Here is an 18,627-nt window from a genome sequence, read left to right as displayed (position 1 = left end):
TGCGGTCCGAACCAGAAGAGGTACGACGTGACTCGACGATCCACCGGTGCCATGGTGGTCACCGCCGCCCTGGCCCTCCCTCTCGCCCTCACCATGGGCCTTCCTTCCGCGAACGCCGTTCCCGCGGACACCACAGGGAGCTCCGCTGCCCAGGCCGACCCGGCGGGCGACCACAAGGCGCTCGGCCTGTCCGCTGACGAGAAGCTCGTCGCGACGTCCGTCGTGACCGACAAGGACGGCACGCAGCACATCCGCTACGACCGTACCTTCAAGGGCCTGCGGGTCATCGGGGGCGACCTCGTCCTCGAGAAGTCCAGGAGCGGCGCCAAGAAGGACGTCCACTTCAACGCATCCGGCAAGGCCGCAGTCGCCTCGACGACCCCGAGGAAGAGCGCCGCCGAGGCCTCGTCGGTCGCCATGCAGAACGCCCGCAGGTCGGCCACGGCCAAGGCCGAGGACAGCGAGCTCGTCGTCTGGGCGGGTGGCGCCTCACCTCGCCTCGCCTGGGAGGTCGTCACCGAGGGGATCAAGGCCGACCAGACCCCGTCCCGCCTCCACACGCTCGTCGACGCGGAGAGCGGCGCGATCGTCCACTCCTGGGACGAGGTCAAGCACGGCACCGGCAACTCGCAGTACTCCGGTCAGGTCACGCTCAACTCGATCCAGTCGGGCACGCAGTGGCTCCTCAAGGACTCGATCGGGAACTTCACGACCGACCTCAACGGCGCGACGTCCGGCACGGGCACCCAGTTCACCGACGCCGACAACGTCTGGGGCAACGGGTCGACGACGAGCCGTCAGACCGCCGGAGTCGACGCGCAGTACGGCGCGGAGAAGACCTACGCTTACTTCAACTCCGTCCAGGGCCGAGCTGGCATCTGGAACGACGGCCGCGGTGCACGCAGCCGCGTCCACTACGGCAACGCCTACGCCAACGCCTTCTGGGACGGCACCCAGATGACCTACGGCGACGGCGCCAACAACGCCCGCCCGCTCACGTCCATCGACGTGGCGGCCCACGAGATGAGCCACGGGGTCACCGAGAACACGGCCAACCTCAACTACAGCGGCGACGCCGGCGGGCTCAACGAGGCCTCCTCCGACATCTTCGGTGCAGCCGTGGAGTTCCACGCCAACAACACGACCGACGTCGGCGACTACCTCATCGGCGAGAAGATCAACATCCGTGGCAACGGCACCCCCCTGCGCTACATGGACAAGCCGAGCAGGGACGGTCAGAGCCCGGACTGCTGGTCCACCAACACCAAGAACCTCGACCCGCACTACTCCTCCGGGGCCCTGAACCACTGGTTCTACATGGCCGCCGAGGGCTCGGGTGCCAAGACCATCAACGGCGTCAGCTACGACAGCCCGACCTGTGGCGGCGCTCCCGCCGTCACCGGCGCGGGTCGCACCAACGTCGAGAAGGTCTGGTACCGGACCCTGTCGACCAAGCTCACCTCCGGCAGCACGTATGCCGCCGCCCGCAACGGTGCGATCGCCTCCGCCAAGGAGCTCTACGGAGCGACGAGCCAGACGTGCAAGTCCGTCGAGGCGGCCTTCAACGCGATCGCGGTCCCGGTCGGCACCGAGAAGTGTGACGGCACCACCACCCCGCCGCCCACCGGTGGCAACCTGCTCCAGAACCCGGGCTTCGAGTCCGGTGCGGTGAGCTGGACCGGAACCTCCGGCCCGATCACCAACAACACCGGTCGTCCGGCCCGCACGGGCAGCTGGAAGGCGTGGCTGGGTGGCAACGGGTCGACCTCGACCGAGACGATCCAGCAGAGCGTCGCGATCCCGTCGACGGTGACGGCGGCGACGCTGTCGTTCTGGCTGCGCACCGACACCGCTGAGTCCGGCTCCACGGCCTACGACAGCATGCGGGTCCAGGTCGTCGACGGTGCGAGCACCACGACCCTGGCCACGTACACCAACGTGGGGACGAACGCGACCTACACCCAGAAGTCGTTCAACCTCACGGCATACAAGGGCAAGACGGTCACGGTGAAGTACCTCATGAACGAGGACTCCTCGCTGCAGACGTCGTTCGTCGTCGACGACACGGCACTCGCCACCAGCTAGTCGAGCTCGAGCCGGGTCGGCGCTCCCCACGAGCGCCGACCCGGCTCCTTCGCTGCACTGACAAGGAGAACTTCCATGACCCCACCCATCCGACAGCTTCTCGCCCCGGTGGTCATCGCCTCGCTCGCCACGGCCTCGCTCGTGGCGGCGGCCCCGGCCACCCAGGCTCGGCCGGCAGCCCCCACGGCCGTCGCGGCCAGCCCCGACATCTCGGTCACCAACACCCAGGCGCACCTGAACCAGCTGCAGTCGATCGCCACGGCGAACGGCGGCAACCGCTACACCGGACGCCCCGGCTACGCCGCCTCGATCAGCTACCTGAAGGGCAAGCTCGACGCCGCCGGCTACACGACGACGGTGCAGAACTTCAGCACCTCGGCCGGCATGACGTCCAACCTCATCGCCGAATGGCCGGCCGGCGACGCCAACAACGTCGTCATGCTCGGAGGACACCTCGACTCCGTCTCCAACGGCGCGGGAATCAACGACAACGGTTCCGGCAGCGCCGGGGTGCTCGAGGCCGCCCTTGCGTATGCCGCGAGCGGACAGAGCGCGAAGAGCCGCCTTCGCATCGGGTTCTGGGGGGCCGAGGAGCTCGGCCTGCTGGGCTCGAAGTTCTACATGAACAGCCTGTCGAGCACCGAGAAGAACAAGATCAGGGTCTACCTGAACTTCGACATGATCGGCTCGCCCAACCCCGGCTACTTCGTCTACAACGACAACCCCGTGGGCAACGCCGCCCGTGACGAGCTCACGAGCTGGTACGCCTCCAAGGGCATCCCGTGGGAGTACATCGACGTGCAGGGTCGCAGCGACCATGCGGCCTTCCGGTCGTACGGCATCGCGACGGCCGGCATCTTCAGCGGCGCGGAGACCCTGAAGTCGAGCAGCCAGGCGTCGAAGTGGGGTGGCACGGCCGGCCGCGCGTTCGACCCCTGCTACCACTCCTCGTGCGACAACATCAACAACATCAACCTGACCGCGCTCGACCGTGGTGTCGACGTCATCGGTCACATGCTGTGGCTGTATGCCGCCAAGGACTACGGCACGACGACGCCACCCACGGGGGGCAACCTGCTCAAGAACCCGGGCTTCGAGTCGGGTGCGGTGAGCTGGACCGGGACCTCCGGCCCGATCACCAACAACACCGGTCGTCCGGCCCGCACGGGCAGCTGGAAGGCGTGGCTGGGTGGCAACGGGTCGACCTCGACCGAGACGATCCAGCAGAGCGTCGCGATCCCGTCGACGGTGACGGCGGCGACGCTGTCGTTCTGGTTGCGGACCGACACGGCTGAGTCCGGGTCCACGGCCTACGACACGGTGAAGGTGCAGGTGGTCGACGGCTCGACGACCTCCACCCTCGCGACCTACTCCAACGTCGGCGCCAACGCGACCTACAGCCAGAAGTCCTTCAGCCTCACGGCATACAAGGGCAAGACGGTCACGGTGAAGTACGTCATGAGCGAGGACTCCTCGCTGCAGACGTCGTTCGTCGTCGACGACACCTCGCTCGCCACGAGCTGAGGTTCCACGAACGGCGATGGGCCGGCACGCCTCCGGGTGCCGGCCCATCGTCTTCGGTCCACCTGGCCCCCCGGCTAGTCGGACCAGTGGAACCAGCGGGCGGCAGCCGCACCGGCCACCACCGCCCAGACGACCAGCACGAGCGACTGAGCCAGGGGCCAGTGCCCCTCGACGAGGGCCGACCTCAGACCGTCGCCCAGCGCGCCCGAGGGCAGGAGCCGGGCAAGGCCGCCGAGGGCGTCCGGGAGCCGGTCCGTCGGCAGGAGCACGCCCAGTCCCAGGAGCAGGACCCACGCGAGGTTGGCGAGGGCAAGGACCCCCTCGGCCCGCACGGTGCCGGCCAGGAGCAGACCCAGCGCCAGGAACGCCGCGGCGCCCAGGGCGATCGTGACGAGAGCTGGCGCGACGCCGGAGGCATCGGGTCGCCAACCGAGGGCCGCCGCGATGCCACCGAGGACGACAAGCTGCACGGCGATGACGATGCCGACAGCGGCCAGCTTGCCGGCGAGCAGCCCCTCACGCCCGAGGGGGCTGGCGCCGAGGAAGCGCAGGACGCCGTGTCTCCGGTCGAAGCCGGTGGCGATGGCCTGTCCGGTGAACGCCGTCGACACCACGGCGAGGGCGAACACTCCGGCGGTGGCGAGATCGATGCGCCGCCCCGGTCCGAGGTCGGGCACCTGCGTGAGTGCGAGGGCGACGAGGGCCAGTGCGGGGAGGACGAGTGCGACGAGCAGCTGCTCGCCGTGCCCGAGGATGGTCGCGGTCTCGAAGCGGGCCTGGGCGAGCCATCGCTGCGAGGTCGGGGCGGGCGCTGCTCCGGTCGTCGGCCCTCCCGACGGCGTGCCGTTCGGCGTGCTCATCGACGTGCCCCCGCCGTGAGGGCGAAGTAGCGCTCCTCCAGAGGACGTCCGTCGCACACCTGGTCCAGCGAACCCTCGGCGACGACCCGGCCGGCGCTCATGATGACGACGTGGTCGGCAAGGCGCTCGGCCTCCTCGAAGGAATGGGTCGTGACGACGACAGCCGACTCGCGGGCTGTCTCCGAGATGAGGTCCCAGACCTCGAGGCGGGCGTGTGGGTCCAGGCCCGCCGTGGGCTCGTCGAGGAAGGCGACCTCGGGTCTGCCGACGAGGGCCGCGACGAGGGCGACCCGTTGGCGCTCACCGCCGGAGAGGCGTCGGATCGAGCGGTCCGCTACGCGGTCCAGGTCGAGACGGGTCAGCAGCGCGGCCACGTCGGCGGGGTTCTGGTGCAGCCGGGCCACGTGCCGGAGCAGGCGCCGCGCCGTCGTCGTCACCGGGAGCCCACCGTCCTGGAGCATGACGCCGATCCGGGCACGGTGCTGTGCCGGGGCGCGCCAAGGATCGGTGTCGAGGACCCGGGCGGTGCCGGACGTGGGGCGTTGCAGGCCCTCGAGGCACTCCATCGTCGTCGTCTTGCCGGCGCCGTTGGGTCCGAGGACGGTCGTGACGTGGCCCTGCTCCGCGGACCAGGAGGCCCCATCGACGGCGCGGACGTCGCCGAGGTCGCGATGGAGGGCGACGACTTCGACTGCGGGCACGGCGCACATCCTAGGCTGGGGTGCACTCGACCCAAGGAGCACCATGCCCACCATCGACCGCGAGGCCGCACCGGCCACCGCCGTCGCCGCCCTGCCCGCGCTCGTCGCCGCCCTGGCGGGACGACGTGGTCTGGCGCTCGCGCTCGCCGTCGCCCCGGTCGGGGTCGCGCTCTTCTTCCGGGACCCGGACCGCCGGCCCGAGCACGGGGGGTTCGATGCCGACACGGTGGTCTCGCCCGCGGACGGCAAGGTGATGTTTGCCGGTCCCGGCCAGGACGGTGTGGCACCCGAGGGGGAGTGGCAGCAGGTGAGCATCTTCCTGTCGGCCTTCGACGTCCACATCAACCGGGCGCCCTACGGCGGGCGGCTGCGAGAGGTGACCTACCGTCCGGGCAGGTGGCTTGCGGCATACAAGCACGAGAGCGCGCACCGCAACGAGCGCACCGACCTCGTCATCGAACGCGAGGTCGACGGAGCGACCCGTGTCGTCCACTTCCGTCAGATCGTGGGGCTCATGGCCCGACGGGTCGTCACCCGCGTCTCCGTGGGCGACGAGCTCGCCACCGGCCAGCGCATCGGCCTGATGAAGTTCGGCTCGCGGATGGACGTCTTCGTGCCTCCGGAGGTCGACCTGCTCGTCCGCACCGGGCAGCGCGTCGTGGCCGGCGAGACCGTCATCGCCCGCTGGCCGTCCTCGGACGTGACCGCGTGAGCAACGACCCGGACGGGCGGCGGCGCCGCTTCGACCGCTGGCGGCTGATCTCGCCCAGCGGGGCAGAGGTCGTCTCGCTGCGCCAGCTGAGCAAGCGCGAACGGCTGCGGGTCACGGCACCGACGCTCTTCACCATCGTCAACCTCATGAGCGGACTGTCGTCGGTCCTGCTCGCCTTCCGCGGCGAGTTCACCTGGGCAGCCGTGCTCATCGCCGTGTCGATCATCATGGACATCGCCGACGGAGGGGTGGCCCGGCTCGTCGGGGCGACCTCACCGTTCGGTCTGCAGATGGACTCGCTCGCCGACCTCATCGCCTTCGGCTTCGCGCCGGCCATCCTCGTGCACACCTGGGCCCTGCCCGACTATCCCGTGCTCTCGTGGCTGGCCGCGTTCTTCTGGCTCGGCTGCGCGGCCTTCCGCCTCGCTCGGTTCAACGTGACGGTCGACCCGACCGCGGACAAGCGCTACTTCGTCGGCCTGCCCAGCCCTGCCGCGGCCGCGGTCATCATGGCGACGATCTTCGCCCTCAACCAGCCGAAGGCGGGGGGATACGACGCCTCCCTCATCGTGCCGGTCATCGTCAGCTGCGTCCCGGCCGTGCTCATGGTGACCTCGATCCGGTTCCGGTCCTTCCGCAACCTCCTCGCACCCCACGGGCGGAACGCGTGGATCACGACGGTGCTCGCAGCGGTGGCCATCGTCGTCGGCCTGGTCGTGGAGCCAGGCCTGACCGGCCTCGTGCTGGCCTACGGCTACATCCTCCAGGCACCCCTCGGTGTGGTCACGGCACCGCTGCGCGAACGGCTCCTCGGTCCGGACTCGGTCGCCCCCCGGCGCGAGCGGCTGCCATCGGTCTTCCTTCCGGACACGGACGACGACGACGATGACGATGCGCACCAGGACGACGACGGCGGGCCCCGACGGAAGGTCACGCCCCGCTGATCGAGGAGAAGAAGCGCGACTTGGCCTCCTCGTAGTCCGCTGCCCCAGTGGCTGCCACCTTCAGGGCGTTGTACTGCTCCAGCAGCACCGGCTCGTGGCGGAGGCGCCACCAGGTGCGGCTGAAGCGCAGGTCGTGCTCGGACCCCCGTGGAGTGACGGCGAGGCCGGTGGCCCGGGTGCCGGGGACGTCGAAGACGGCCAGGGTCGCCGCCCACGAGTGGGGACTCGCCACGGGGTAGGCCAGCTCGAGCCGGGCGACGACGTCGCCGAAGTCATGGGGTTCGACCCGCAGGTGCAGGTCGACGTCCCCCTTGGTGAGGGCTCCGGGCACACTGAGGCCGCCGGTGAGCACGAGCTCACCCGGAACGCCCGCCGACGTGAGGGCCACGGCGAAGGTGTCCCGCGTCCGCCGCGCCTCCGGGATCAGGTCGTCGGACAGCACCAGGTTCTCCATCCCTCCAGCAGAGCACGCGCGCCGGCCCTGGTCCGCGGCTAGGGTCGGACCATGCGCCATGGTCTCTCGGTGCCGTGCTTCGGCGCAGGTCTGGACGCCGCCATGGTGGCGGTTTGGGCCCGGGACGCCGAGGACGCGGGGTGGGACGGCTTCTTCCTCTGGGACCACCTGTTCGCCTTCACCGATGGTCCCGTCGACACGATCGACCCGTTCATCGCCCTCACAGCCGCGGCGTGCGCGACTCGCTCGATCCGGCTCGGGACGCTGGTCACCCCCTTGCCCCGCCGCCGGCCGCTGGTGGTCGCACGCCAGAGCGTGACGTTGGACCGGTTGAGCGGTGGCCGGCTGGTGCTGGGGGTGGGCACCGGCTCGGGCCCCTTCGAGTGGGACTTCTGCGGCGAGGAGGCGGACCCGGTCCTGCGCGGCGACATGCTGGACGAGCACCTCGACCTGCTGAGCCGACTGTGGACCGGGCAACCCGTCCGGCACGAGGGGCGCTTCTACACCGTGGCGGGTCCGGACTGGTCCGGCCTCTGCCACCCGCCGCCGCTGCAGCAACCCCGGATACCGGTCTGGGTCGGTGGCTCGTGGCCGGGCACCCGACCCTTCACCCGGGCGGCTCGCTGGGACGGCGTCGTGCCCATGCGCGTGGACGGCTCGTGGTCGGTGGCGGACACCGCTGCCGTGGCCCAGCGGATGCGCTCCCTGCGTGGAACGACGGACTCGCACTTCGACGTGGCCGTGCCCGGCGAGAGCGACCCCACGGACCCGGGCCGCACGGAGCGGTTCGCCGAGCACGCGGATGCCGGGGCCACCTGGTGGGTCGAGGCCATCCACCCGTGGCGCTACGGTGACCCGGACAAGGGCGAGTGGAACCTCGCCGCCATGCACGAGCGGATCGTGGCCGGCCCCTGAGAGGACGAGGTGACGGCATGGGGTCCACCTGCGGACGCTTAGGGTGACCTTCGTTTCCCACCTCCCAGGCAATTACGTAACATTGGTGTTGTGAATATCCCGGCCGCCACTGCGGTGCCTCTGGTCCTCGAGTCGCGCACGCGCGACCGGGTCCTGCAGGCCATCAGTGAGCACGGCCCGGTGACAGCGACGGCGCTGGCGCAGGAGCTGGGACTCACCGTCCCCGCCGTGCGCCGACACCTCGAGAACCTCACCGACTCGGGACTCATCGACGAGCGCGAGGTCGCCGCCACGAGTCGTGGTCGCGGTCGTCCGGCACGGTCCTTCGTCCTCAGCGAGTCAGGGCACCAGGCGCTCGAGTCCGACTACGACCACCTGGCGACCGAGGCCCTGCGCTTCCTCGCCACCGAGGCAGGTCCCGACGCAGTGCGTCGCTTCGCCGAGTCCCGTGTCGCCCTGCTCGAGGAGCGGTATGCCGCGGAGCTGGCCGTTGCGGGCACCGACACCGCCGCCCGGGTCGAGGCCCTCGTCGCCGCACTCACGCGTGACGGTTTCGCCGCGTCCGCCCGCCCCATGGGCGAGGCCCCCGGGGCAGGTCGGGGCGACGGCACGGCTCCCGCCGGACTGTCCGGCATACAGCTCTGTCAGGGTCACTGCCCGGTCCAGCACGCCGCTCGGGAATTTCCACAGTTCTGTGACGCTGAAACGGACGCGTTCTCACGCCTGCTCGGCGTGCACGTCCAAAGACTCGCCACCCTCGCGCACGGAGAGCACGTGTGCACGACGTTCGTCCCCACCAAGTCTGAGCTTTCAACAGGAAGGTCCACGCGATGAGCACCATCGAGGAACTCAACCCCGGCCTCAAGGACATCGGGCGCTATGACTTCGGCTGGGCGGACAGCGACACCGCTGGCACCAACGCCCGTCGTGGGCTCAACGACGAGGTCGTCCTCGACATCTCCCGGCGCAAGAGTGAGCCGCAGTGGATGGAGGACCTCCGCATGAAGTCGCTGCGGCTGTTCCACAAGAAGCCCATGCCGACGTGGGGGAGTGACCTCACCGGTATCGACTTCCAGAACATCAAGTACTTCGTGAAGTCCACCGAGCAGCAGGCGACCTCCTGGGAGGACCTGCCCGAGGACATCAAGAACACCTACGACCGCCTGGGCATCCCCGAGGCCGAGAAGCAGCGTCTCGTCTCCGGTGTCGCCGCTCAGTACGAGTCCGAGGTCGTCTACCACCAGATCCGTGAGGACCTGGAGGAGAAGGGCGTCATCTTCGTCGACACCGACACGGGCCTGCGCGAGCACGAGGACCTCTTCCGCGAGTACTTCGCGAGCGTCATCCCCGCCGGTGACAACAAGTTCGCAGCGCTCAACACGGCCGTGTGGTCGGGTGGCTCGTTCATCTACATCCCGCCGGGCGTGCACGTCGACATCCCGCTGCAGGCCTACTTCCGGATCAACACCGAGAACATGGGCCAGTTCGAGCGCACCCTGATCATCGCCGACGAGGGCTCCTACGTGCACTACGTCGAGGGCTGCACGGCGCCGATCTACCAGTCGGACTCGCTGCACTCCGCCGTCGTCGAGATCATCGTCAAGAAGAACGCCCGCGTCCGCTACACGACGATCCAGAACTGGTCCAACAACGTCTACAACCTCGTCACCAAGCGCGCGACCTGCGCCGAGGGCGCGACGATGGAGTGGATCGATGGCAACATCGGCTCCAAGGTGACGATGAAGTACCCCGCCGTCTTCCTCATGGGCGAGCACGCCAAGGGCGAGACGCTCTCCGTCGCCTTCGCCGGCGAGGGCCAGCACCAGGACGCCGGATCCAAGATGGTCCACGCCGCGCCCAACACCTCGTCGACGATCGTGTCGAAGTCGGTCGCCCGTGGCGGTGGCCGCACGTCCTACCGCGGCCTCGTCCAGATCATGGAGGGCGCGCACGGCTCGAAGAGCAGCGTCGTGTGTGACGCCCTGCTCGTCGACACGATCAGCCGCTCCGACACCTACCCTTACGTGGACATCCGCGAGGACGACGTGACGATGGGCCACGAGGCCACCGTCTCCAAGGTGTCCGAGGACCAAATGTTCTACCTCATGTCCCGAGGCATGTCCGAGACCGAGGCCATGGCGATGATCGTGCGCGGGTTCGTCGAGCCCATCGCCAAGGAGCTCCCCATGGAGTACGCCCTCGAGCTCAACCGCCTCATCGAGCTCCAGATGGAAGGAGCAGTTGGCTAAATGAGCCTTCTGGCCCAGAAGAATCCCGAAGCCCCTGCCGGGCACACCGACTCGGCTGCTGCCTTCGTCCCTGACCAGTCCCGTGCCGAGCGCACGACCTCGTATGCCGTGGCGGACTTCGCGGTTCCGTCCGGTCGCGAGGAGGAGTGGCGCTTCACCCCCGTCGACCGTCTCCAGGCACTCTTCGCCGAGACGGCCGGCACGGCGCTGCGCCGCGAGGAGTTCCTGCCCGACGGCGTGACCGTCTCGACGCTCTCGCGCGAGCAGTGGCAGGGGAGCGGGGCGCCCAAGCCTGCCGACCGCGCTGCTGTGGTCGCCGCGGCCCAGGCCGAGTCGGTCACCGTCCTCGACATCCCCGCGGAGGCCGAGCTGCCCGAGCCAGTGCGCGTCGTCCTCACGGGTGACGGCGGTCTGGCCCACGGGCACACGGTCATCCGCGTCGGTCAGTTCGCCAGGGCCACGGTCGTCCTGCGTCACCAGGGAGACGCCCAGTACTCCGAGCTGCTCTCCGTCGTCGTCGGCGACGGCGCCGACGTCACAGTCGTGACCGTCCAGGAGTGGGCCGACAGCGCCCTGCACCTCGGGCAGCACGACGTCGTCGTCGGCCGTGACGCCAAGGTGCGCCACATCGCGGTCACCCTCGGTGGCGGCATCGTGCGGCTCAACACCAATGCCTCGTATGCCGGTCCCGGCGGTTCCTTCGAAGCGCTCGGCGTCTACTTCGCCGACGCCGGTCAGCACCAGGAGCACCGTCTCTTCGTCGACCACGAGGCGCCGCACTGCCGGTCCAACGTCGAGTACAAGGGCGCGCTCCAGGGCGACAGCGCCCACACGGTCTGGGTCGGTGACGTCCTCATCCGCGCCAGCGCCGAGGGCACCGACACCTACGAGCTCAACCGCAACCTCATCCTCACCGACGGCGCCCGCGCCGACTCGGTGCCCAACCTCGAGATCGAGACGGGTGAGATCGCGGGAGCCGGGCACGCCTCTGCCACAGGCCGATTCGACGACCAGCAGCTGTTCTACCTGCAGGCGCGTGGCATCGACGAGGACACCGCCCGTCGACTCGTCGTGCGCGGCTTCTTCGCCTCGATCGTGGGTCGCATCGGCGTTCCCGAGATCGAGGACCACCTCATGGAGGCGATCGACCGCGAGCTGGAGGCCACGGCGTGAGCGAGGTCAACGAGGTCTCGACCACTGCCGACTTCGTTCGGGTCTGCTCGCTCGACGAGCTCCCGACCGTGGGCGCGGCTGCTGCCGACATCCACGGCCGCACGGTCGCCGTCATCCGCACCGCCGAAGGTGAGGTCCACGCCGTGGACGACACCTGCAGCCACGCCAACGTCTCGCTCTCCGAGGGTGAGCTCGACGGGTGCACGCTCGAGTGCTGGCTCCACGGCTCGCGCTTCGACATCCGCACCGGTGACCCGTCCGGCCCGCCGGCCATCACTCCCATCGCCGTCCACACCGTCAAGATCGAGGGCGACGACGTCTACGTCGCGCTCACCGAGAACTGAAAGCTGAGTGCACACATGTCGACCCTTGTCATCACCGACCTCCACGTCACCGTGGACACCGAGCAGGGCACCAAGGAGATCCTCCGCGGCGTCACCCTGACCATCAACTCCGGCGAGACGCACGCGATCATGGGCCCCAACGGCTCGGGCAAGTCGACCCTCGCCTACTCGATCGCCGGTCACCCGAAGTACACCGTGACCAGCGGCACCGTCACCCTCGACGGTGAGGACGTCCTCGCGATGAGCGTCGACGAGCGCGCCCGGGCCGGACTCTTCCTCGCGATGCAGTACCCCGTCGAGGTCCCCGGCGTGACCGTGAGCAACTTCCTCCGGACCGCCAAGACGGCCATCGACGGCGAGGCCCCCAAGCTCCGCACCTGGGTCAAGGAGCTCAAGCAGTCGATGACCGACCTCAAGATGGACCCGGCCGTCTCGGAGCGCGGGGTCAACGAGGGCTTCTCCGGTGGCGAGAAGAAGCGCCACGAGATCCTCCAGATGGAGCTGCTCAAGCCCAAGATCGCCATCCTCGACGAGACCGACTCAGGTCTCGACGTCGACGCGCTGCGCATCGTCTCGGAGGGCGTCAACCGCGCCAAGCAGACCACCGGCTCCGGCGTCCTTCTCATCACCCACTACACGCGGATCCTGCGCTACATCAAGCCTGACTTCGTCCACGTCTTCGTCGACGGCAAGATCGCCGAGCAGGGTGGCTCCGAGCTGGCCGACCGGCTCGAGGCCGAGGGCTACGACCGCTTCCAGACCGCTCCCGCGGCCATCACGACCGCCTGATTGGGGGCCTTCATGCCTGAGCCGTCGAAGACGCCGTTCACCGACGAGGAGGTCGCCCGGATCCGGGCCGACTTCCCGATCCTCGCGCGCACCGTGCGCGACGGTGCGCCGCTCGTCTACCTCGACTCGGGCGCGACCTCGCACAAGCCGGTCCAGGTGCTCGACGCCGAGCGGGACTTCTACGAACGCCTGAACTCGGCGCCGCACCGCGGGGCGCACGCGCTCTCCGAGGAGGCGACGGCGGCATACGAAGGTGCGCGTGAGCGCGTCGCGGCGTTCATCGGGGCCCAGGCCCATGACGTCGTCTTCACCAAGAACGCGACGGAGGCGCTCAACCTCGTGGCCTACGCGTTCTCGAACTCGCCGCACCCCGGCATCCCCGGCAGCGAGCGGTTCGCGCTGGCGGAGGGCGACGAGGTCCTCGTCACCGAGATGGAGCACCACGCCAACCTCGTGCCGTGGCAGGAGCTGTGCCGCCGCACCGGTGCGACCCTGCGCTGGATCCCCGTCACGGACGGCGGACGGCTCGACCTCAGCACCCTCGACGACCTGATCACCGACCGCACCAAGGTCGTCGCCCTCGTCCACGCGTCCAACGTCCTCGGCACGGTCAACCCGCTCGACGAGGTCGTCACCCGGGCACACCAGGTCGGTGCGGTCGTCGTCCTCGACGCGTGCCAGTCCGTGCCCCACGACGGCGTCGACGTGACCGCTCTGGGTGTCGACTTCCTCGCGTTCTCGGGCCACAAGATGTTCGGGCCCAGCGGCATCGGCGTCCTCTGGGGTCGCGCAGAGCTGCTCGAGGCCATGCCGCCGTTCCTCACGGGCGGCTCGATGATCGAGATGGTCCGGATGGAGGGCAGCACCTATGCGCCTCCGCCGCAACGCTTCGAGGCGGGAGTGCCGATGACGGCGCAGGCCATCGGTCTCGCTGCGGCCGTCGACTACATCGACGCCATCGGCGGTGTTGCCCGAATCCACGCGCACGAGCTGGCCCTCACCGAGCGGCTGCTCGCCGGGCTCGCGACGCGCCCGTGGGTCACCGTGGTCGGCCCGACCGACCTCGAGTCCCGCGGTGGCACGGTCGCCTTCGTCGTCGACGGTGTCCACGCCCACGACGTCGGTCACGTGCTCGACGCGTCCGGTGTCGCCGTCCGCGTCGGTCACCACTGCGCCTGGCCGCTGCACCGCCGCTTCAAGGTGGCGGCGACGACGCGTGCCAGCTTCGCGGCATACAACACCGTCGACGAAGTCGATGTGCTCCTCGAGGCACTCGACCGCGTCCCACAGATCTACGGGGTGGCAAGCTGATGGACCTGTTCCAGGAGCTCATCCTCGAGCACTCGAAGCGCCCGCAGCACGCCGGGCTGCGCGAGCCGTTCGAGGCCGAGGTGCACCACGTCAACCCGACGTGTGGCGACGAGGTCACCATGCGGATCCACGTCGTCGACCCAGCCGACGGCAGTGACCCCATCGTCGAGGACATCTCCTACGACGCCCTGGGGTGCTCGATCAGCATGGCCTCGACGTCGATCCTCGCCGACGAGAGCATCGGTCGCCCGCTGAGCGAGGTCCTCACGACCTACGAGGCGATGAAGGCCATGCTCACGTCCAAGGGTGAGGACCCGGGCGACGAAGAGGTGATCGGCGACGGCATCGCCCTCGCCGGCGTCGGCAAGTACCCCGCACGCGTCAAGTGCGCCCTCCTCGGATGGATGGCATTGACCGACGCGTTGCACCAGAGTGGTCGCGGGACTGTGGTGGCCACTGCATCCGAATCCTTGAAGTCCGTGGAAGGAACGTCATGAGTGAGACCACCAATGCACCGGTCAACGTGGCCGACGTCGAGGAGGCCATGCGCGACGTCGTCGACCCCGAGCTCGGGATCAACGTCGTCGACCTCGGCCTCGTCTACGGCATCACCGTCGACGGCCAGAACCACGCCGTCATCGACATGACCCTCACGTCCGCGGCCTGCCCGCTCACCGACGTCATCGAGGACCAGACGCAGCAGTCGCTCGAGGGCGTGGTGTCCTCCTACCGGGTCAACTGGGTCTGGATGCCGCCGTGGGGCCCCGACAAGATCACCGACGACGGTCGCGACCAGCTGCGCGCCCTGGGCTTCAACATCTAGTGAGCCGCGTCGTGGAGGTCGCGCCCGAGCGGTATGCCGCGTGGCGCGAGCGCTTCGACGTCGCCAATCCCGACGGCCCCCAGCGGGTCGTCGGGATCTCACGTTTCGAGCACCCTCACCTTGCCGTCCTGCTCATCCGACGCGGTGGGTATGCCGTCGCGCACGTCGAGGGGTCGACACTCGTCCTGCACAAGGTCGGGACGCGCCACGTCCAGTCGCGCACGGCGGCCGGTGGGTGGTCGCAGCAACGGTTCGCCCGGCGCCGCGGCAACCAGGCCGACGAGCTCGTCCGGGCCGTGACGGAACACTTCCTGCGGATCGTGCCGGCCGGCATACCCCAGGGCGTGGTCGTCGGTGGGGACAAGACCCTGGTGCGGGAGGTCCTGGAGGACCCGCGACTGGAGTTCCTGGCAGACCTGCCGCGGCGGGAGTTCCACGACATCGGGGACCCGCGAAGGGCGGTGCTCGACGAGGTCGTGCGCCGGGCGCGCGCGGTCGAGGTCCGCATCGACGACGGTCCGTGACGTCACCTGTCGCGTGAGTCGGGCCATGATGGGGAGATGGCCACCTACAGCGTGAACAAGGCCGCGGTGAAGCACTGTCGCGAGCTCATCAAGTCCGGCAAGGTCGTCCTCGACAGCGAGTGGGGTGATGTCCAGCCCGATGCCGAGGCGCAGAACGCGTTCCTCGACAAGCACGACTGGAAGGCATACGGGGCGTGGCACCTCGGGCTGACCGAGGGGCCGGGGGAGGAGACGAAGGCGCGGTACGCGTTCGGGTTCGGTGACTTCAGCAAGGTCCACCGGAGCGCGCTCATCGCGTCCGTCTTCCGGGCGTCGCAGTGGCGCCACAAGGAGGTCGAGCTTGCGGCGCACCGGCTGTTGCAGGAGCTGGACAAGGCTCACCCCGGGCCGGAGTGAACGACGACGGGGCGCCGTGCGCCTCCAGCTGTCAGACGTCGGTCAGGAGACCGAGCCGACGTTGAAGGTGTTGCACTTGTTGAGGTCGCCGGTCTTGTACCCCTGGAGGAACCAACGCTGCCGCGCCTCGGCGCTGCCGTGGGTCCAGGCCTCGGGATTGACCTGACCCTGTGTCTTCTGCTGGATGCGGTCGTCACCGACGGCCGCGGCCGCAGACAGGGCGCTCTTGATGTCGGCCTCGGTGAGCGGCTTGAGGAAGGGTTCGCCTCCGGGACCATCGGTCGTCGAGGCAGCCTGGGCCCAGACACCTGCGAGGCAGTCGGCCATCAGCTCGATGCGCACGGCACCGCTGTTGGCACCCTGAGGGTCCTGCTGTGCCCGTCCGAGCAGGCCGAGCTGGTCCTGGAGGGCGTGGCCGTACTCGTGGGCCACGACGTACTCCTGCGCGAGCGCGCCACCGTCGGAACCGAACTGCTGCTCGAGGACTGCGAAGAAGTCGGCGTCGATGAAGATCCGCTGGTCGAGCGGGCAGTAGAACGGACCGACCTGGTTGCTGGCGGTGCCGCACTGTGACTGTGTCGACCCCTTGTAGAGCACGGTCTTGGCCGGCTGCCACTGCTTCTGGTAGCGGGGGAGCTCGGCTGTCCAGAAGGCGTTGAGCGAGTTCACCGTGCCGATGACGCGGCACTCGACGTCGGCGTTGGCGTCGGCGCCGGTCTTGCACCGCTCGAAGGCCTCGCCGCTGGTGCTCGTGCCGTCGACCTGCTCCTGGCTGGTGCCGGCCGATCCGCCACCGGTGGGCAGGTCGGAGGGGTTGATGCCGAAGATCAGGCCGATGATGAGCAGGATGATGCCGCCGAGCCCGCCACCCACGGCGATGCCACCCGGGCCACCTCCGCCGCCTCCGGACTCCACCTGCGAGGTGTCGAGACCGACACCGTCGTTGAAGCTCATCCAAGGCCTCCCATGCATCGCGTTTTCCGTGCGGAGCACGGCCCACCTAGACTAAACGTCTGAAGGCCCGCGGTGTGTCAGCGGTGCGCCTGCTCATCCACCTCAGTTCCCCCGACGAAGGACTTCCCTGTGCTCACTGCCGCCGCGATCGAGCTGCGCGCGGGGTCCCGACTCCTCCTGGACGACGTGAGCTTCCGGGTCGCTGCGGGTGACCGGATCGGCCTCGTGGGCCGCAACGGCGCGGGCAAGACGACGTTGACCAAGGTGCTGGCGGGTGCCGGGCAGGCCGCGGCCGGCACGGTGCAGAGCACCGGCGAGGTCGGCTACCTGCCGCAGGACCCGCGCACCGGCGACCTCCACGTCACCGGGCGCGACCGCATCCTCTCCGCGCGTGGGCTCGACCGCATCGTGCGCGAGCTGCGTGCGGCCGAGGTGGCCATGGGCGAGCAGAGCGGAGAGAAGCTCGAGCAGGCCATGCGCCGGTACGGCCGCCTCGAGGGCGAGTTCCATGCCGCGGGCGGGTATGCCGCGGAGTCCGAGGCTGCGTCGATCGCCTCGGCGCTGGCGCTCGAGGAGCGCCACCTCGACCAGACGCTCGCGACGTTGTCCGGTGGCCAACGCCGCCGCATCGAGCTGTCCCGCATCCTCTTCTCCGGGGCCGAGACGTTGTTGCTCGACGAGCCGACCAACCACCTCGACGCGGACTCCATCGTCTGGCTGCGTGACCACCTCAAGAGCTACAAGGGCGGGCTCATCGTCATCTCGCACGACGTCGACCTCCTCGAGGCCGTCGTCAACAAGGTCTTCCACCTCGACGCCAACCGCGCCGAGCTCGACATCTACAACCTCGGCTGGAAGGCCTACCTCCAGCAGCGCGAGACCGACGAGCGCCGTCGCAAGCGCGAGCGGGCCAACGCGGAGAAGAAGGCCGGCGTCCTCATGGCCCAGGCCGACAAGATGCGCGCCAAGGCCACCAAGACGGTGGCTGCCCAGAACATGGCCCGTCGGGCCGAGCGCCTGCTGTCGGGGCTCGAGACCGAGCGCGTGCACGACCGCGTGGCCAAGCTGCGCTTCCCCGACCCCTCGCCGTGCGGCAAGACCCCGCTGCGAGCGAGCGGACTGTCGCGCTCCTACGGCTCGCTCGAGATCTTCACCGACGTCGACCTGGCCATCGACCGAGGGTCGCGAGTGGTCGTGCTCGGTCTCAACGGTGCAGGCAAGACCACCCTCCTGCGGATGCTCGCCGGGGTCGACGCACCCGACACGGGTCAGGTCGAGCCGGGTCACGGCCTCAAGATCGGCTACTACGCGCAGGAGCACGAGAACCTCGACGTCGACCGGACGGTGCTCGACAACATGAAGTCGGCCGCACCGGAGCTCGGTGAGACGGACGTGCGCAAGACGCTCGGCTCGTTCCTCTTCACCGGCGACGACGTCGACAAGCCCGCGGGGGTGCTGTCGGGAGGCGAGAAGACCCGGCTCTCGCTGGCCCTGCTCGTCGTGTCGTCGGCCAACGTCCTCCTCCTCGACGAGCCCACCAACAACCTCGACCCGGCATCACGCGCCGAGATCCTCGGGGCCCTCAAGACCTACAAGGGCGCAGTCGTCCTCGTCACCCACGACGAGGGAGCTGTGGACGCCCTGGAGCCCGAGCGGATCCTCCTGCTCCCTGACGGCGTCGAGGACCTGTGGGGTCCCGACTACAAGGACCTCGTCAACCTCGCCTGATCCTGTGCGGGCACCGCGATGTCGGTGCCGAGTCCTAGGGTCGAGGGTGCTCACCCGGGCGTCCTCGGAATGTGGGCGCCCCAGTGCGGGTTTGACCTCAAGCGCACCTGAGGACTGAGGATCCATCACATGAACACGAAC

General features: G+C 69.3%; 20 protein-coding genes. 16 read left to right on the top strand and 4 right to left on the bottom strand.

All coding sequences use genetic code 11. The features are described 5' to 3' along the window. Window positions 1-27: 27 nt before the first annotated feature. Window positions 28-2,085, top strand: a complete 2,058-nt coding sequence (locus tag ACFQW8_RS17355; RefSeq protein WP_380089541.1) for a M4 family metallopeptidase — start codon at window positions 28-30, stop codon at window positions 2,083-2,085. A gap of 75 nt (window positions 2,086-2,160) precedes the next feature. Then, on the top strand, window positions 2,161-3,609 hold the full coding sequence (locus tag ACFQW8_RS17350) for a M28 family peptidase (RefSeq protein WP_380089539.1): 1,449 nt from the start codon (window positions 2,161-2,163) through the stop codon (window positions 3,607-3,609). Window positions 3,610-3,683: 74 nt separating this feature from the next. Here ACFQW8_RS17350 and ACFQW8_RS17345 read toward each other — a convergent pair whose 3' ends face one another. Both ACFQW8_RS17345 and ACFQW8_RS17340 read right to left on the bottom strand, forming a co-directional pair. Then, entirely contained in the window at window positions 3,684-4,469 is a 786-nt protein-coding gene (locus ACFQW8_RS17345) for an ABC transporter permease (protein WP_380089538.1), read from the bottom strand. Beyond that, window positions 4,466-5,179: an ABC transporter ATP-binding protein gene (locus tag ACFQW8_RS17340; protein ID WP_380089536.1), complete on the bottom strand. Its 714-nt coding sequence runs from the start codon at window positions 5,177-5,179 to the stop codon at window positions 4,466-4,468. The genes ACFQW8_RS17345 and ACFQW8_RS17340 overlap by 4 nt, the downstream gene beginning before the upstream one ends. A 34-nt stretch (window positions 5,180-5,213) precedes the next feature. Between ACFQW8_RS17340 and ACFQW8_RS17335 the strand changes: the two genes are divergently transcribed. Both ACFQW8_RS17335 and pssA read left to right on the top strand, forming a co-directional pair. Next, window positions 5,214-5,882, top strand: coding sequence for a phosphatidylserine decarboxylase (locus ACFQW8_RS17335; RefSeq protein WP_380089534.1), 669 nt, complete (start codon window positions 5,214-5,216; stop codon window positions 5,880-5,882). After that, window positions 5,879-6,826: a CDP-diacylglycerol--serine O-phosphatidyltransferase gene (gene pssA / locus ACFQW8_RS17330; protein WP_380089532.1), complete on the top strand. Its 948-nt coding sequence runs from the start codon at window positions 5,879-5,881 to the stop codon at window positions 6,824-6,826. Before ACFQW8_RS17335 ends, pssA begins: the two co-directional genes overlap by 4 nt. Here the strand turns inward: pssA and ACFQW8_RS17325 are convergent. Beyond that, on the bottom strand, window positions 6,813-7,280 hold the full coding sequence (locus tag ACFQW8_RS17325) for a hypothetical protein (RefSeq protein ID WP_380089530.1): 468 nt from the start codon (window positions 7,278-7,280) through the stop codon (window positions 6,813-6,815). The genes pssA and ACFQW8_RS17325 overlap by 14 nt on opposite strands. Window positions 7,281-7,331: 51 nt before the next feature. On the opposite strand from ACFQW8_RS17325, the gene ACFQW8_RS17320 reads away from it, so the two are divergent. The 11 genes from ACFQW8_RS17320 (at window position 7,332) to ACFQW8_RS17270 (ending at window position 15,804) form a co-directional block, all read left to right on the top strand. After that, window positions 7,332-8,195 (top strand): LLM class flavin-dependent oxidoreductase, encoded by an 864-nt coding sequence (locus ACFQW8_RS17320; RefSeq protein ID WP_380089528.1) that lies wholly within the window; start codon window positions 7,332-7,334, stop codon window positions 8,193-8,195. A 90-nt stretch (window positions 8,196-8,285) separates the two neighbouring features. After that, complete coding sequence (locus ACFQW8_RS17315; RefSeq protein ID WP_380089526.1) at window positions 8,286-9,029, top strand: helix-turn-helix transcriptional regulator; 744 nt, start codon at window positions 8,286-8,288, stop codon at window positions 9,027-9,029. Then, complete coding sequence (sufB, locus tag ACFQW8_RS17310; RefSeq protein WP_380089524.1) at window positions 9,026-10,444, top strand: Fe-S cluster assembly protein SufB; 1,419 nt, start codon at window positions 9,026-9,028, stop codon at window positions 10,442-10,444. The genes ACFQW8_RS17315 and sufB overlap by 4 nt, the downstream gene beginning before the upstream one ends. Continuing rightward, window positions 10,445-11,617 (top strand): Fe-S cluster assembly protein SufD, encoded by a 1,173-nt coding sequence (sufD, locus tag ACFQW8_RS17305; RefSeq protein ID WP_380089523.1) that lies wholly within the window; start codon window positions 10,445-10,447, stop codon window positions 11,615-11,617. It abuts the gene before it with no gap. Further along, window positions 11,614-11,961, top strand: coding sequence for a non-heme iron oxygenase ferredoxin subunit (locus ACFQW8_RS17300; protein WP_380089522.1), 348 nt, complete (start codon window positions 11,614-11,616; stop codon window positions 11,959-11,961). The genes sufD and ACFQW8_RS17300 overlap by 4 nt, the downstream gene beginning before the upstream one ends. Before the next feature lie 15 nt (window positions 11,962-11,976). After that, window positions 11,977-12,750: a Fe-S cluster assembly ATPase SufC gene (sufC, locus tag ACFQW8_RS17295; protein ID WP_380089520.1), complete on the top strand. Its 774-nt coding sequence runs from the start codon at window positions 11,977-11,979 to the stop codon at window positions 12,748-12,750. Between the two features lie 12 nt (window positions 12,751-12,762). After that, a complete protein-coding gene (locus tag ACFQW8_RS17290; RefSeq protein WP_380089518.1) occupies window positions 12,763-14,061 on the top strand; it encodes a cysteine desulfurase in 1,299 nt (432 codons plus the stop codon). Further along, the gene (gene sufU, locus ACFQW8_RS17285) at window positions 14,061-14,558 is read left to right on the top strand and encodes a Fe-S cluster assembly sulfur transfer protein SufU (RefSeq protein WP_380089516.1); all 498 of its coding nucleotides are present in this window, start codon (window positions 14,061-14,063) and stop codon (window positions 14,556-14,558) included. The genes ACFQW8_RS17290 and sufU overlap by 1 nt, the downstream gene beginning before the upstream one ends. Then, the gene (locus tag ACFQW8_RS17280; protein ID WP_380089514.1) at window positions 14,555-14,884 is read left to right on the top strand and encodes a metal-sulfur cluster assembly factor; all 330 of its coding nucleotides are present in this window, start codon (window positions 14,555-14,557) and stop codon (window positions 14,882-14,884) included. The genes sufU and ACFQW8_RS17280 overlap by 4 nt, the downstream gene beginning before the upstream one ends. Continuing rightward, window positions 14,884-15,408 (top strand): acVLRF1 family peptidyl-tRNA hydrolase, encoded by a 525-nt coding sequence (locus ACFQW8_RS17275; protein ID WP_380089512.1) that lies wholly within the window; start codon window positions 14,884-14,886, stop codon window positions 15,406-15,408. Before ACFQW8_RS17280 ends, ACFQW8_RS17275 begins: the two co-directional genes overlap by 1 nt. Window positions 15,409-15,444: 36 nt before the next feature. Then, window positions 15,445-15,804: a hypothetical protein gene (locus ACFQW8_RS17270; protein WP_380089511.1), complete on the top strand. Its 360-nt coding sequence runs from the start codon at window positions 15,445-15,447 to the stop codon at window positions 15,802-15,804. Between the two features lie 42 nt (window positions 15,805-15,846). Here ACFQW8_RS17270 and ypfJ read toward each other — a convergent pair whose 3' ends face one another. Continuing rightward, entirely contained in the window at window positions 15,847-16,758 is a 912-nt protein-coding gene (gene ypfJ / locus ACFQW8_RS17265) for a KPN_02809 family neutral zinc metallopeptidase (RefSeq protein WP_380089509.1), read from the bottom strand. A gap of 129 nt (window positions 16,759-16,887) precedes the next feature. On the opposite strand from ypfJ, the gene ACFQW8_RS17260 reads away from it, so the two are divergent. After that, a complete protein-coding gene (locus ACFQW8_RS17260; protein WP_380089507.1) occupies window positions 16,888-18,486 on the top strand; it encodes an ABC-F family ATP-binding cassette domain-containing protein in 1,599 nt (532 codons plus the stop codon). The last annotated feature ends 141 nt before the right edge of the window (window positions 18,487-18,627 follow it).

The organism is Knoellia altitudinis, assembly GCF_042666355.1.
In the GTDB taxonomy this organism is placed as follows: domain Bacteria; phylum Actinomycetota; class Actinomycetes; order Actinomycetales; family Dermatophilaceae; genus Knoellia; species Knoellia altitudinis.
This window is presented reverse-complemented; position numbering and strand designations above follow the sequence as displayed.

Bases quoted from the DNA above. Each gene is read 5' to 3' on its own strand.
- ACFQW8_RS17350 (WP_380089539.1), top strand. From the start codon at position 2,161: ATGACCCCACCCATCCGACAGCTTCTCGCCCCGGTGGTCATCGCCTCG.
- ACFQW8_RS17345 (WP_380089538.1), bottom strand. From the start codon at position 4,469: ATGAGCACGCCGAACGGCACGCCGTCGGGAGGGCCGACGACCGGAGCA.
- ACFQW8_RS17340 (WP_380089536.1), bottom strand. From the start codon at position 5,179: ATGTGCGCCGTGCCCGCAGTCGAAGTCGTCGCCCTCCATCGCGACCTC.
- ACFQW8_RS17335 (WP_380089534.1), top strand. From the start codon at position 5,214: ATGCCCACCATCGACCGCGAGGCCGCACCGGCCACCGCCGTCGCCGCC.
- ACFQW8_RS17325 (WP_380089530.1), bottom strand. From the start codon at position 7,280: ATGGAGAACCTGGTGCTGTCCGACGACCTGATCCCGGAGGCGCGGCGG.
- ACFQW8_RS17320 (WP_380089528.1), top strand. From the start codon at position 7,332: ATGCGCCATGGTCTCTCGGTGCCGTGCTTCGGCGCAGGTCTGGACGCC.
- sufB (WP_380089524.1), top strand. From the start codon at position 9,026: ATGAGCACCATCGAGGAACTCAACCCCGGCCTCAAGGACATCGGGCGC.
- sufD (WP_380089523.1), top strand. From the start codon at position 10,445: ATGAGCCTTCTGGCCCAGAAGAATCCCGAAGCCCCTGCCGGGCACACC.
- sufC (WP_380089520.1), top strand. From the start codon at position 11,977: ATGTCGACCCTTGTCATCACCGACCTCCACGTCACCGTGGACACCGAG.
- ACFQW8_RS17290 (WP_380089518.1), top strand. From the start codon at position 12,763: ATGCCTGAGCCGTCGAAGACGCCGTTCACCGACGAGGAGGTCGCCCGG.
- sufU (WP_380089516.1), top strand. From the start codon at position 14,061: ATGGACCTGTTCCAGGAGCTCATCCTCGAGCACTCGAAGCGCCCGCAG.
- ACFQW8_RS17280 (WP_380089514.1), top strand. From the start codon at position 14,555: ATGAGTGAGACCACCAATGCACCGGTCAACGTGGCCGACGTCGAGGAG.
- ACFQW8_RS17270 (WP_380089511.1), top strand. From the start codon at position 15,445: ATGGCCACCTACAGCGTGAACAAGGCCGCGGTGAAGCACTGTCGCGAG.
- ypfJ (WP_380089509.1), bottom strand. From the start codon at position 16,758: ATGAGCTTCAACGACGGTGTCGGTCTCGACACCTCGCAGGTGGAGTCC.